The sequence below is a fragment of the Fusobacterium necrogenes genome, assembly GCF_900450765.1.
In the GTDB taxonomy this organism is placed as follows: Bacteria; Fusobacteriota; Fusobacteriia; order Fusobacteriales; family Fusobacteriaceae; genus Fusobacterium_A; species Fusobacterium_A necrogenes.
This window is the reverse complement of the sequence record NZ_UGGU01000003.1, coordinates 728,813-741,697: the sequence shown is the minus strand read 5'-3', so window position 1 is coordinate 741,697 and position 12,885 is coordinate 728,813. Positions and strand designations below refer to the sequence as shown.

Annotated in this window: 14 protein-coding genes and 1 riboswitch; of the genes, 2 read left to right on the top strand and 12 right to left on the bottom strand. The window is 29.7% G+C overall.

What is annotated here, in order from left to right; genetic code table 11:
• Positions 1-26 precede the first annotated feature (26 nt).
• Genes DYA59_RS03780 through DYA59_RS03770 form a run of 3 tightly spaced genes read right to left on the bottom strand, consistent with a single transcriptional unit; the run spans position 27 to position 2,432 of the window.
• Positions 27-614 (bottom strand): hypothetical protein, encoded by a 588-nt coding sequence (locus tag DYA59_RS03780; protein WP_115269533.1) that lies wholly within the window; start codon positions 612-614, stop codon positions 27-29.
• A 32-nt stretch (positions 615-646) separates the two neighbouring features.
• Positions 647-1,411: a fimbrial biogenesis chaperone gene (locus tag DYA59_RS03775; protein ID WP_115269531.1), complete on the bottom strand. Its 765-nt coding sequence runs from the start codon at positions 1,409-1,411 to the stop codon at positions 647-649.
• Positions 1,374-2,432, bottom strand: a complete 1,059-nt coding sequence (locus DYA59_RS03770) for a hypothetical protein (RefSeq protein ID WP_115269529.1) — start codon at positions 2,430-2,432, stop codon at positions 1,374-1,376. Before DYA59_RS03770 ends, DYA59_RS03775 begins: the two co-directional genes overlap by 38 nt.
• Before the next feature lie 561 nt (positions 2,433-2,993).
• Between DYA59_RS03770 and DYA59_RS03765 the strand changes: the two genes are divergently transcribed.
• The gene (locus tag DYA59_RS03765; protein ID WP_115269527.1) at positions 2,994-3,557 is read left to right on the top strand and encodes a cyclic nucleotide-binding domain-containing protein; all 564 of its coding nucleotides are present in this window, start codon (positions 2,994-2,996) and stop codon (positions 3,555-3,557) included.
• A 266-nt stretch (positions 3,558-3,823) separates the two neighbouring features.
• The gene (locus DYA59_RS03760) at positions 3,824-4,396 is read left to right on the top strand and encodes a hypothetical protein (protein WP_115269525.1); all 573 of its coding nucleotides are present in this window, start codon (positions 3,824-3,826) and stop codon (positions 4,394-4,396) included.
• Positions 4,397-4,447: 51 nt separating this feature from the next.
• Here the strand turns inward: DYA59_RS03760 and DYA59_RS03755 are convergent, their stop codons facing one another.
• The 9 genes from DYA59_RS03755 to DYA59_RS03715 form a co-directional block, all read right to left on the bottom strand.
• Positions 4,448-4,822 (bottom strand): hypothetical protein, encoded by a 375-nt coding sequence (locus DYA59_RS03755; protein WP_115269524.1) that lies wholly within the window; start codon positions 4,820-4,822, stop codon positions 4,448-4,450.
• Positions 4,823-4,951: 129 nt separating this feature from the next.
• Positions 4,952-5,584: a thiamine phosphate synthase gene (gene thiE, locus DYA59_RS03750; protein WP_115269522.1), complete on the bottom strand. Its 633-nt coding sequence runs from the start codon at positions 5,582-5,584 to the stop codon at positions 4,952-4,954.
• A complete protein-coding gene (gene thiF, locus DYA59_RS03745) occupies positions 5,574-6,110 on the bottom strand; it encodes a sulfur carrier protein ThiS adenylyltransferase ThiF (protein ID WP_115269520.1) in 537 nt (178 codons plus the stop codon). Before thiF ends, thiE begins: the two co-directional genes overlap by 11 nt.
• On the bottom strand, positions 6,107-7,213 hold the full coding sequence (gene thiH, locus DYA59_RS03740) for a 2-iminoacetate synthase ThiH (protein ID WP_115269518.1): 1,107 nt from the start codon (positions 7,211-7,213) through the stop codon (positions 6,107-6,109). Before thiH ends, thiF begins: the two co-directional genes overlap by 4 nt.
• A gap of 1 nt (position 7,214) precedes the next feature.
• Complete coding sequence (locus DYA59_RS03735) at positions 7,215-7,988, bottom strand: thiazole synthase (protein ID WP_005887458.1); 774 nt, start codon at positions 7,986-7,988, stop codon at positions 7,215-7,217.
• A 95-nt stretch (positions 7,989-8,083) separates the two neighbouring features.
• Complete coding sequence (gene thiS / locus DYA59_RS03730; RefSeq protein WP_115269516.1) at positions 8,084-8,299, bottom strand: sulfur carrier protein ThiS; 216 nt, start codon at positions 8,297-8,299, stop codon at positions 8,084-8,086.
• 10 nt (positions 8,300-8,309) lie between these two features.
• Positions 8,310-9,587, bottom strand: coding sequence for a phosphomethylpyrimidine synthase ThiC (thiC, locus tag DYA59_RS03725; protein ID WP_115269514.1), 1,278 nt, complete (start codon positions 9,585-9,587; stop codon positions 8,310-8,312).
• Positions 9,588-9,676: 89 nt separating this feature from the next.
• Positions 9,677-9,775, bottom strand: a riboswitch (TPP riboswitch).
• Positions 9,776-9,839: 64 nt separating this feature from the next.
• Positions 9,840-12,122 (bottom strand): bifunctional dihydroorotate dehydrogenase B NAD binding subunit/NADPH-dependent glutamate synthase, encoded by a 2,283-nt coding sequence (locus DYA59_RS03720; protein WP_115269512.1) that lies wholly within the window; start codon positions 12,120-12,122, stop codon positions 9,840-9,842.
• A 52-nt stretch (positions 12,123-12,174) separates the two neighbouring features.
• Positions 12,175-12,885: a hypothetical protein gene (locus DYA59_RS03715; protein WP_115269510.1), complete on the bottom strand. Its 711-nt coding sequence runs from the start codon at positions 12,883-12,885 to the stop codon at positions 12,175-12,177.

Here is a 12,885-nt window from a genome sequence, read left to right as displayed (position 1 = left end):
TATTACTATTTACCCATTATTACTCTTTATTTTATAGTTGCTTCTACTATTACTGTTCCTATATATGCTCCTAGTTTTTGATTTGTCCCTAAGTTACCACCAGTTTTATCTATTCCACCATTTCCATTATCATAAGCGGTAAAATGTCCTGTTAAGATTTTTTCAGCTTCTCCATTACCATTTAAGTCTATTGGTTCTGGTGCTGTTCCAAGTCCTCTAACAGTAACATTCCTTATCTCCATTACACTTCCTTCTCCATTTGAACCATTACCATTTCTCCAAGTTAAATTTGTAGTATCTTTTTCAAGATTTGCATGAACTCTTCCACTTCCTAGCATTCCTTGATCTGCTCTGAATACAACTCTTCCTGGTTTCAAACTATCAATCATTTCATTTTCAGTGTATACATTAGCCCCTCTTACTAAATTTCCGAAATCTATTGGCTCTGCTTCATTTACTGCAACTCCAGCTACAACATTAGCTCTTACTTTAACTTCTGTTCTACTTCCATTTTGCCCTATTCCTTCAACACCCATTCCATCAGTTCCTATCGCTAAAACAATTGCCGAACAACTAAGTAATCCTACAACTCCCATTAGTAATTTTTTCCTCATATTATTCCCTCCTAATTTTTGACATCATTCAATTATCTGAATGTTTTAATTATATTTTTGTTAGAATCCATTAAGTATATTTTATTAATAGTTGCTAATTCCTCTGGTAATTTTTCATTTATCTTGTCTTCATATCCTTGAATTACAACTATATTTTTATTTATAATTCTTTGCTTTCCTTCTTTATCTACTCCTTCGAAGAAAAGTGTATATGGTTTAGTTATTTCTCCATCATTTTTCAATTTAAATTCCATTCTAGTTTCTAAAATCTTCTCTTCAGAAACAGTTCCTGAAACTTTTAATTCATTAGGATCTCCAGAATATCCATATACTATTACTCCTAAATTAATTAACATATTAACTTGACTATTAGTAGTTCCCTCTTTCATGATAACTTTACCTTGAGGTGTTAAAGCTTTTTGCTCTAGTTCTTCCATAAATAAAACTGCTCTATACTCACCTTTAGGCAGATTTCTAGGAGCCTCTATTGAGAACTTAATATCCTTTTGATCTTTAGGTGGAACTGTTACTATTCTTGGATAAATAGTTCCCCAATTTCCTAAGTACTTATCTTCTCCATCTTTTTGATATGGAATAAAAGATATTTTTACTCTTTCAGGCTTATCTTTTCTGTTATAAAAAGTTACTGTTTGACTATTCCCCAAACTATCAAGTTGGTACACAAATTCTGCTGGTGTAATCTCTATTGCCTGTGCTACACTTGCTAAAGCCAGCATTCCTAAATACATTTTCAAAAAACTACTCTTGAACACCTTCTTCAATTTTTCCATCATCATTTGCTACTACCTCCTCATCCTCATAGAAACTTACTTCTATTCTTCTGTTTAACTTTCTATTTTCAAAAGTATCATTGTCTACTTTATAAACGTTCATTACAGTTTCTTCTGGATTAACTTTTTCAATTCTTACTTTATCTGTCAATCCATTATTTATAAATTCTTGTTCTAGATTGTTCATTCTTTCAGTTGCCAATTTTACATTCAACTCTTTACTTCCTGTATTGTCAGAGTATGCTGTCATCTCTAGAACTCCTGACTTGTCATATTCATTTAATTGTTTTGTCATCTCTTGAACATTCATCTTTTGTACTTCTGGTATATAAGTCTTATATGCTTCATATCCACCAGTTATTTCATCTCCAGCAATTACTAGTTTAAATTTAGGTTCTGGAGCAGTTGTCACTACTGGTACTTGTGCATTTCCTTCTCCATCTCTTGGTTCAGTTGTAGGTAATATTGGCTGATTTAATTCAGGCTCTGAAATATCTCCAAAGATATATCCAAATTTTAATCCTATAGTTGTATAATCTTTATCGGCAAAATTATTTTTCAACTTAGTATTCTCTCCTAATAGTTGAACTGTAAATCTTCCAAAACGTTTTTCTAATCCTGCAGCTACATAATATGTAGAATCAAACTCTTTTTGACTTGTTCTTCCTAATCTAGCTACTAATGAATAAGTTCCCCAAATTTTTCTCTTAGCTAATAAATAATAAGTATATAGTCTTTCTCCATCCTCTCTTATAAATTCTTTATCTAATTTTCTTTTTACTTCTCCTCCAAATCCTATAGAGAAATTCTGAAATGGTCTATATACCTCTAATCCAAAATCTAACCCCTCATCATATCTATTTGAATATGTTTTGCTGCCATATTTTTCATATGGTGTAACTCCTACTTTTAATTCATAATTAAGCTTTACGTCCTTCCAGCTAGTAAGTTCTTCATCCTCAGCATATGAAACTCCTGCAAGAGCTAAAACAGCTAATAGAAGAAAACTTTTTCTTTTTGTCAACATTTGCTTTTACACCTCTCTTTTAATAATTGAATTTTTTTCACGTTACATACTTCAGCTTTATACCTGAATTATACAAAAAAAATTAAATTAAAAAGTCCTATTTAGGAATAAACGAATTGTTTTAGTACTTTTATTTCTTATAAAACAGCTGTAATACTTAGAATTTACCAAATTGTCAGTTGAAACTTTTTTTGAATTTTTCTATACTAGCTCTAATTAGTATAATATTTTTTCAAGTTTTTTATTTTTCTTTCAAAAAAAATTACTTTTTATGATTTTTTAAATCTTTTTTTATTATTTTTTATTTTTTATAATGTTATTTTATTTTTTATATTTTATGTCAAGAGATCTTATTTCTTAAAGTTTTTTAAAAAAAAATCCTTTCATTCCTGTGTTTTTTTATTCTTTTTGTGTCTTATATAGGAAAAAAAAAAAGAAAAATTGATATATCCTTTAATATATATTATAATAATCCACTATCCTATTTCATAATTATTTTTTCCAATTTAATTAATTAATCACTTAAAGTTTTAGAATTTGTAAGAAAGGAGGAAAAGCAAGATGAATATGATATTCTTAAATAAAAATGATCGTCATTATTTAGATGGAAAATTTTATATTATAAAGAAGGGAAAAATTATAAGTCGTGATATATTAGAAAATGGAAAGATATTGACATATGAAAATTATCTTACCTCTGGAGAGATAATTGGAAATTTCTTTAGTTTTCTTACTCTTAAGGATATATATATTCCGGATATTGATATTGAAGTAGAAGCTCTAGAAGATGATACTGTTCTTGAAGAGTTTAACTTCAATTCTAATATTCTGACTGATGATAATTTCATTTCAAAAATAATTACTCATCTTGCCAAAAAAACTTTAATTAAGTTTTTTTACCAATTATATGATACTCAAGGTTATATTTTATCGATTTTGAAATTATATAATAACGATACAGGCTTTATCTCAAAAAAGGAGATTAACTATGAAAATTTTAATATAAGCAAGAGTCAATTCTACCTTGTATTATCTAAATTAAAAAAAGAGAAATATATATTAGATGATAGTGATGGGATATATCTGAATTTGAAAAAAATAGATACTTATTTAAGTAGTTTATAATTTTTCATTTTTTTCACATAACTAAAAATTTTTATTTATTCCCAAATTTACTGATATTTAACAAATTTGACTAAAAAAATATACTATTTTTTTAGTTATTAAGTATTATTTTTTTAGTTAAAAATATCTGTAATTCACAATAATAACATATTAGCGACACTAAAATGCCATTTTATAATTATAAAATTGAAATAAAACTCAGGAATAAGATTCAAAAATTCAATTATTAAAAAGATTTTTGTGAATTAGTTTGGGGATGATATTTTATGGAAAAAAATAGAATTGTTTTGAAAAAGAAAGAACGAATCTTCATTGACAATCGATTCTACATAATTTTAAAAGGTAGTATATTAGCATACGATATTTTTCAAAATGGAAAATATCTTCCAAAAGGTGGAAAATTTAAAGAAGGAGATATTATAGGTAACTTTTTCTCACTTAAAATTAATAATTTATCATTACCTGAAGTTAGCGTTGAAGGAGTAGCTTTAGAAGATGATACAATACTTGAAGAGTTCAAATTCAGTCCTGAAGTTTTCTTCAGCAGTACAGGTGTTGAAAAAATATTATTTCAACTTATTAAAGAAAATTTATTTAAACTTTTTTATCAACTATATGATAAAAAAAGATATATTCTTTCAGTATTGAGATTTTATACAGATAAATCTGGAAAATTATCCAAAGAATATGTTAGGTTTGAAAATTTTGCAATAAGCAAAAGTCAATTTTATTCTCTTTTAACTGAATTAAAAAAAGATAAATTTATTCTCGAAAAAGATAATGAGTTATTTCTAAATCTAAAAAAAGTTGAAAAATACTTATTAATGAATGAAGATTAATAAAATAAAAAGCCTTCAACATATTGAAGGCTTTTTATTTTATATCTTTCATTATATAGTATTATCTTTATCTAACTTTGCAAAACACAATAACCCATCACGTTTATTCCCTAAATTTATTTTTACTTTTAAAACTCTAAACTTCTTAGAAAAAATCTCCTCTTCATGTATTAAATAGTTTAAGTCATATGCCTTTATATCACTTTTCTGACAAGTTAAAATAGCCATTTTATCTTTAAAAATATCCTTATCTTTTTTCCCAATAACATCTTCTATTTTTAGATTAAACATATCACAAAATACCGAGTTAACATAACTATATTCAAAATTATTATTTTTAATAAAAATTAGATCTTTACTTAAATCAATATCTAAAATATTTTTTATAAAATCTAACATATTTTTATCTAAAAATCCTGTTTCCATCTTTCCCTCCTAAATAGCATCCAAACAAAAAATATTATGGTGTATGTTAACATTTAATTTTGACAATTTTATGACATATTTTTGTACTTTTTATCCTATTAAGATGGTTTTTTTAATATTTTTCTTCTATTACTCAGAAAATTTCTCTTGTAACTTTTTACTAATTTTAGATATAGATTCTGCTCCTACTATCTCACTAACAAGAGATACTCTTTGTGCTCCTTTAGCTATGATACTGTCTATATTGTGTGCTTTTATTCCTCCAATAGCTACAAAAGGTAAATTTAAATTTTTTACTGCGTATTCAAGATACCCCAATCCTACCGGAGTTGTATCTTTAGTAGTTGTTGGAAATATAGGTCCTACTCCTATGTAATCAACATTAGGATTTTTATAGGCTTCCATTCCCTGCTTTTCTGAATGAGTAGAAAGTCCAATGATTTTATTATCTCCTATAAGTTTTCTTACATCATCTGGGTGCATATCCTCTTGTCCTATATGAACTCCATCTGCATCTACAAGAAGAGCTATATCTACATTATCATTTACTATAAATACTACTCCATTTTTTCTACAAAGCTCTCTTATCTCTCTAGCTTCCTTTACTTTCTCTCTTGTATCTTTTGTTTTAGCCCTATATTGAACTATTTTTATTCCACCTTTTATCATCTCTTCTACACAAAAGTAATTACTTCTTCCATTAGAAAAATTATCTCCTGTTATTCCATATATTCCCTTAGGAATCTCTATTCTATTTCTCATTGTATAGCTCCTTTAAGATTACTTCTACTACTTTGCTAGCTACTATATTTACCTTATGTGAATAAGTTTTATATTCTGAAATATCACTTTTCATATCCCCTACTATATAGAGATTCTTCATTTTTTTTATTACCTGTACACTTGAGGAATCTATTCCACCTATCCCAGATACTGTTATTAAAAGTTTCTTTCCATCAAAAATCTCTTCAAGTAAAAGAGCCTTATACTCCTTTTTATCAAATCCATCTACTACTATATCACAATCTTTGAAAAACTCTCTCATATTCTCTTTTTCAAATTTTATTACTTCAAACTCATAATTACCCTGTGAGATTTTGGTAAGATTTTCCTTTAGAGTTTCAGATTTATATTTTCCTATCTGCTCTTCAAAGTAAAATTGCCTATTGAGATTAGATTTTTCTATTCTATCAAAATCTCCAAATTTTAGATTAGTAATTCCACTTCTAACTAGATGCATAGCCACATTTGAGCCTATTCCACCTGTACCAGCTATACCTATTTTCATAATAATGTCTCCCAATCTTTATACTTAGGTTCTAATCCTCTTTTTCTAATAGCTTCTACTATCTCTTCTACACTTCTATTGTCAGTTATATCAAATTGAGCTGTTGATTCATTTTCGTGTGAATAACCACCTACTTCCGTTTTTGAGCCTGCTGAAAATTTAGTAATTCCTAATTGCAATAAATTATCTCTCATATAAGCACTCTCTCTAGTTGATAGAGTTATTCCAGCTGTTGGTTGGAAAATTCTATTGGCTAATATTATCTGTACAAAGGTAATATCATCAACAGCATAACTATCTTTTAAATTCCCTTCTGCTTCATTTACTCTAGGGAAGGAGATACTAAACTCACTATTTGGATAATTATCTATAAGGTATTTCAGATGCAATCCTGTCTTAAAGGCATCACTTCTTATATTTCCAAGTCCTAATAGTGCTCCTATTCCTATTGTTCTTAATCCAGCTTTGGCTCCTCTTTCGGGAGTATCCAATCTATATTTAAAATCTCTTTTTTCCCCTGAGAGATGTACCTCTGCATATCTTTTTTCATCATAGGTCTCTTGATATACAGTAAGTCCATCTAATCCATCTTTAGCTAGATATCTATAATCTTCTTCGTCTAATGGCATTACTTCAATAGATACAGATGAGAAATATTTTTTCAATACATCTATTCCACCTTTTAAATACTCCTTATCTACTAACCCTTTAGCTTCTCCAGTTAAAAGAAGTATATTTTCTATTCCAGATTTTGCTATCTCTTTAGCTTCTCTTTCTATCTCTTCAAACTTCATATGTCTTCTTACTATATGATTTTTTTTAGAAAATCCACAATAGATACAATTACTAGTACAATAGTTAGAAACATATATTGGAAGATATAGTCCTATTACATTTCCAAAATATTGTCTTGTCAACTTATGTGCTCTTTGAGCCATTTTTTCTATATGATTTTTTGCTCTAGGAGATAAAAGATTTAAATAATCATATACAGATAATTTATCTTTCTCTATACTTTTCAATATCTCTCCATCAGTTACAGAATTAAAATATCCCTCAAAATCAAAACCTTTCCATTTAACTAGTTCATCATAGTAACTCATTCTACTCACCTCTAAACAAAAATCCTGTAAGTGGTGATGAAGCACTAGCATATTTTTGTTCCTCTGCTAATTGAGCTAAGAAAGCTTCTCTTCCAGCTTCTACTGCTAATGCAAAAGCTCTTCCCATTTTAACTGGGTCTTGTGCTGTGGCAATAGCTGTATTTACAAGTACAGCATCACACCCCATCTCCATAGCTATAGCTGCATCTGATGGTTTCCCTATTCCAGCATCTACTATGATAGGTACTCTATTATTTTCTAATAACATCTCTACAAATGGTTTTGTAAGTATCCCTCTATTTGAACCAATAGGAGAACCAAGTGGCATAACTGCTGCTGCTCCAGCATCTTCTAATCTTTTAGCTGTTATTAAATCAGGCATAATATATGGTAGTACTATAAATCCCTCATCAGCTAAAACTTTTGTAGCTTTTATTGTTTCACTATTATCTGGCATAAGATATTTACTATCATTTATTATCTCAATTTTTATAAAATCTCCACATCCAGCTTCTCTAGCTATTCTTGCTATTTTTATAGCTTCCTCTGCTGTTCTAGCCCCTGAAGTATTAGGTAACAATGTTATATGTTTTGGAATATAGTTTAGAATATTCTCCTTTGGATTTTGGAAGTTTATTCTTCTAAGTGCCATTGTTATAATTTGAGAACCACTAGCTTCTAACATAGGAGCTACTAAATTTTTATCAGCAAATTTCCCTGTTCCTGTAAGTAATCTACTACTAAACTCTTTTCCTTTTAAAATAAATTTTTCCATCTTTTCCTCCAATTCTTTTGGAACAATTCTTAATTTCTAATCAACTTAATTTAACTAGTTACATATATTTTTGTCCTATATTACAAATTATAAAATTACCCTCCAGAAACGAAAGATAAAACTTCTAGGTGATAATCCTTGCCTACTTTTTTTGTTTCCCATTTATTTTTTTTGACTATTTCATCATTCACAAGTACAACTGCTCCAGATAAATCTATATTCCATTTTACTGATAATTCCTCTAATAATTCCCCCACAGTGATATCTTCTTTGAAGACTTCATATTTTTCTCCATTTAATACAATATTCACTTCACTCACCTTAATCTAAAAGTTCATTACATCTTTTCATAGGACATAAATCTCCACACATTGTACAAACTTCCTCTTCAATAGGTTTTGAAGATTTTCTATACTCTTTTGCTTTTTCAGGGTCTAAACACTCTTCAAACATTCCATTCCAATTTAACTCTCCTCTATATTTACTCATTCTATTATCCCAATCTCTAGCACCTTTTATTCCCTTAGCTATATCTGCAGCATGCCCAGCTATTCTTGAAGCCATAATTCCCTCCTTCATATCTTCCAAAGTAGGGAGTCTTAAATGCTCAGCTGGAGTTACATAGCATAAAAAGTCTGCTCCACTAGCTGCTGCAATTGCTCCACCAATAGCTGAAGTTATATGATCATACCCAGGTGCAATATCTGTTACTAATGGTCCAAGGACATAAAATGGTGCATTATGACAAAGTTTTTTTTCTATTTGCATATTTGTTACTATCTCATGCATAGGAACATGTCCAGGTCCCTCTATCATAACTTGTACATCTTTTTCCCAAGCTCTTTTTGTAAGCTCTCCTAGTATTATTAATTCTTGAATTTGTGGAGCATCTGTTGAATCAGCTATACTTCCTGGTCTTAATCCATCTCCTAAACTTAGTGTCACATCATATTTTCTACAAATCTCAAGCAATCTATCATAATGCTCATAAAAAGGATTTTCTTTATCATTGAGTACCATCCATTGAAAAAGAATAGATCCTCCTCTACTTACTATTTTTGTAAGTCTTTTATTATTTTTTAATCTATCTACACAAGTTCTATTTAGTCCTGCATGTATAGTTAAGAAATCTATTCCATCTTCACAATGCATCTCTACTACCCTAAATAGATCTTCTACACTCATATCTTTTATATTTTTTCCTAATTTTGCTACTGCATCATACATAGGAACAGTTCCTAACATAACTGTTGATTTTTCTACTAACTCTTTTCTAAATTTTCGTGTATCTCCAAAAGTACTCAAATCCATTATCGCATCTGCTCCATACTCAATAGCTTTTTCTACCTTTACCATCTCCTTACAGTAGTCACAACAATCTTCTGATACACCTAAATTTACATTTACTTTTGTTCTTGTCCCTTCACCAATTGCTCTTGGATATATATTCTTATGATTTTTATTTGCAGGGATTACTATGCTTCCTTTAGCTATTTTTTCCATAAGCTCTTCTTTGCTCATCTGCTCATCTCTAGCTACTATTTCCATTTCCTTAGTAAATATTCCTTTTTTTGCTGCTTCCATCTGTGTTGAATACATATTTCCTCCTAAAATCTTTTTCTAATTTTCTAATAAAAAAAGCTCTGTACCAATGTACAGAGCTATAATTATACCGATTAATAAAAATCTAGTAAAACATATTGCTTCCCTACGCTGGTATTATCCATATCAGGTTCTAAGGGTCAAGATTCCTCTTTCTCAGCCTACTGGCTCCCCTAGCAATTAATTATTCAATTTTTTTATCTTTACAGAGATTATATACTTACAATTTTATTTTGTCAATATAATTTTTTATTTTTGTTCTGCTTTCTTTCCTCTAAGATATCTATCTATCTCAGCTGCTGCTTTTTTCCCAGCTTCCATAGCAAGTATCACAGTAGCCGCTCCAGTTACAGCATCTCCACCAGCAAAAATTCCCTCTCTTGAAGTTTTTCCATTTTCATCTGCTTCTATTCCCTTCCATTTACTAATACTTAAATTCTCTGTAGTATCAGCTATCAATGGATTAGGAGAGGTTCCAAGTGACATGATTACAGTTTCTCCCTCCAATATAAACTCACTTCCATCTATCACAGAAAATTTTGCTCTTCCACTTTCATCAGGTTCTCCCAACTTCATTCTTACACATTTGATCTCTTTTACCCAACCTTTTTCATCTCCAATTATCTCCACTGGATTTACTAAAAATTGAAACTTTATTCCTTCTTCCTTAGCATGATGAATTTCTTCACGTCTTGCTGGTAATTCTGCTTCTCCTCTTCTATATAATACTGTTACATCTGCCCCTAATCTTTTTGCAGTTCTAGCTGCATCCATGGCTACATTTCCTCCACCTATTATAAAAACTCTCTTCCCAATTTTTATTGGAGTAGCATAATCTTTTCTATTAGCTTTCATTAAATTTACTCTTGTCAAAAATTCATTGGCTGAGATTACTCCATTATAATTTTCTCCTGGTATATTCATAAATCTTGGAAGTCCTGCTCCACTTCCTATAAATACTGCTGAATACCCCTCCTTATCTAATAGATCATCTACAGTAAAAGTTCTTCCAACAAATGAATCAGTATGTACTTTTACTCCTAAAGTATATAATTTTTCTATCTCTTTATCTACTATCTCCTCTTTTGGAAGTCTAAACTCTGGTATTCCATAGCTAAGTACACCTCCAAGTTTATGTAATGCTTCATAAATAGTTACATTGTATCCAAGTTTTGCTAAATCACCAGCAGCCGTAAGACCAGCAGGTCCTCCACCAATTATAGCTACTTTTTCATCTTTTTTTTCTTCTATCTCAACTTTAGCATTATTTTGAATAGCCCAATCTCCAACAAATCTCTCTAATTTTCCAATAGATACAGGTTCTCCTTTTATTCCTACAATACACTTTCCTTCACACTGAGTTTCTTGAGGGCAAACTCTTCCACATATAGCTGGCAGTGTAGAATATTTTGAAATTACTTTACTTGCTGCTTCAATATCACCTTTTTTTATTTCTTGAATAAAGGCTGGAATATTTATTGAAACAGGGCAGCCTTTTACACATAGAGGATTTTTACAATTCAAACATCTTTCAGCTTCTTTTTGTGCCTCTTCAAGAGTATAACCATAACAGACTTCTTTAAAATTTTTATTTCTTACATTTGGATCTTGCTCTCTTGCAGGTACTCTACCTTTTACTTCAGACAAATTAGTATGAGTAGGACATGAGTCATTATGATGTGTATCTCCATCTTCTATCTCAAGAATATTTCTTCCTTCAGATGTTTTATACATCATCTGTCTTCTCATTGCCTCATCATAATCTACTTTATCCCCATCAAATTCTGGTCCATCTACACAGGCAAATTTTACTTTTCCATCTATAGTGACTCTACAAGCTCCACACATTCCTGTTCCATCTACCATAAGAGGATTTAAGCTAACTGTATTGGGTAAATTATACTCCCTACACTTCATAGAAGCAAACTTCATCATTATCATAGGTCCTATTACAACAGCATGATCATACTTTTTCCCATCTTCTTTTATTAATTTATCTATCATATCAGGTACTCTTCCATGCATTCCATAACTTCCATCATCAGTGCAGATATATACATTGCTAGCTACTTTTTTCATCTCTTCTTCTAATATTAAAATATCTTTACTTCTTGCTCCTATTATTACATCAACTGCAACTCCATTTTCTTTGAACCATTTTACCTGTGGATATACTGGTGCTGTTCCTACTCCTCCAGCTACAAATAGATATCTCTTATTTTTCAATTCCGTTAATGGTATATGTAAAAATTCACTTGGTTGTCCTAGTGGCCCTACTACATCTTGAAAATATTCTCCTTCATTGTAGTTTCCCATTTCCTTTGTTCCTTCTCCTACTACTTGAAAGACAATAGTTACACTTCCTCTTTTTTTATCATAATCACATATGGTTAATGGAATTCTCTCTCCCTTTTCATTGACCTTTACGATTAAGAACTGACCTGGCTTTGCAGCATTTGCAAGATCTTTTGCTTCAATATCCATATAACAAATCTCTTTAGTTAACCATCTCTTTTTTAAAATTTTATACATAAGTACACCCCTTTTTTAAGTAATTTTTTATAACATCTTTTAATCTCTATCTTTATCCCAATAATTTTTCTATTTCAAACAAAAGTTTATCTAATTTCTCTTTTCTTTTCTCATCTAGCTCGCCATAACTTCTATTAATTTTTTTATATAGATTATCTATTCTATCCACATCATAGCCAGATATTTCAACTTCTTTTTTATTTTTTATCTCTATAGTTTCAGAATTTTTCTTTAACATATCCATCATTTTTTTATATGTTAAATTTTCACTATTTTTTTCTAATTCTGGAATGATCTCATTTTGTTCTTTATAAAGTTGCTCAATACTTCTTACAGGTAGTATTGATATTATTTGTTTTACTACTTCAGATTTTGCTTTTTTAAAAAGTTCATATCTTTTTCTAAGTCTTAGAGCTGTATCTTTTTTATAACCATTAAATTCTAAATACTTTATATATAGTCCCTCTGGGCTTCCTTTTCTCCCCAACTCATCAAAGACCTCTGTAAGATTTTTTCCCAACATAATTATATTATTTCCCTGTATTTTTAACATCTCTAAAGACTTATTTTTCAAATATTCAATCAGATCTATATCAGTAGTTAAATCTCCAAATACTGAATCTTCTATCAAAAAAATCTCTTTAATATCTTTTTTACTGTTCTTTTCATTTACCACAATAGGTTTTTCTACTTTTTGCTCTGTTTCCTTTGCTTTTTTTCTTTTTGCCATCATAGCTTGGAATCTTTCCTCTGCTGTACTCAT

What these genes read in the sequence shown, in the direction of transcription:
- DYA59_RS03780 (WP_115269533.1), bottom strand. Translation starts at nt 614, where the DNA reads ATGAGGAAAAAATTACTAATGGGAGTTGTAGGATTACTTAGTTGTTCG.
- DYA59_RS03775 (WP_115269531.1), bottom strand. Translation starts at nt 1,411, where the DNA reads ATGATGATGGAAAAATTGAAGAAGGTGTTCAAGAGTAGTTTTTTGAAA.
- DYA59_RS03770 (WP_115269529.1), bottom strand. Translation starts at nt 2,432, where the DNA reads ATGTTGACAAAAAGAAAAAGTTTTCTTCTATTAGCTGTTTTAGCTCTT.
- DYA59_RS03765 (WP_115269527.1), top strand. Translation starts at nt 2,994, where the DNA reads ATGAATATGATATTCTTAAATAAAAATGATCGTCATTATTTAGATGGA.
- DYA59_RS03760 (WP_115269525.1), top strand. Translation starts at nt 3,824, where the DNA reads ATGGAAAAAAATAGAATTGTTTTGAAAAAGAAAGAACGAATCTTCATT.
- DYA59_RS03755 (WP_115269524.1), bottom strand. Translation starts at nt 4,822, where the DNA reads ATGGAAACAGGATTTTTAGATAAAAATATGTTAGATTTTATAAAAAAT.
- thiE (WP_115269522.1), bottom strand. Translation starts at nt 5,584, where the DNA reads ATGAGAAATAGAATAGAGATTCCTAAGGGAATATATGGAATAACAGGA.
- thiF (WP_115269520.1), bottom strand. Translation starts at nt 6,110, where the DNA reads ATGAAAATAGGTATAGCTGGTACAGGTGGAATAGGCTCAAATGTGGCT.
- thiH (WP_115269518.1), bottom strand. Translation starts at nt 7,213, where the DNA reads ATGAGTTACTATGATGAACTAGTTAAATGGAAAGGTTTTGATTTTGAG.
- DYA59_RS03735 (WP_005887458.1), bottom strand. Translation starts at nt 7,988, where the DNA reads ATGGAAAAATTTATTTTAAAAGGAAAAGAGTTTAGTAGTAGATTACTT.
- thiC (WP_115269514.1), bottom strand. Translation starts at nt 9,587, where the DNA reads ATGTATTCAACACAGATGGAAGCAGCAAAAAAAGGAATATTTACTAAG.
- DYA59_RS03720 (WP_115269512.1), bottom strand. Translation starts at nt 12,122, where the DNA reads ATGTATAAAATTTTAAAAAAGAGATGGTTAACTAAAGAGATTTGTTAT.
- DYA59_RS03715 (WP_115269510.1), bottom strand. Translation starts at nt 12,885, where the DNA reads ATGAGTACAGCAGAGGAAAGATTCCAAGCTATGATGGCAAAAAGAAAA.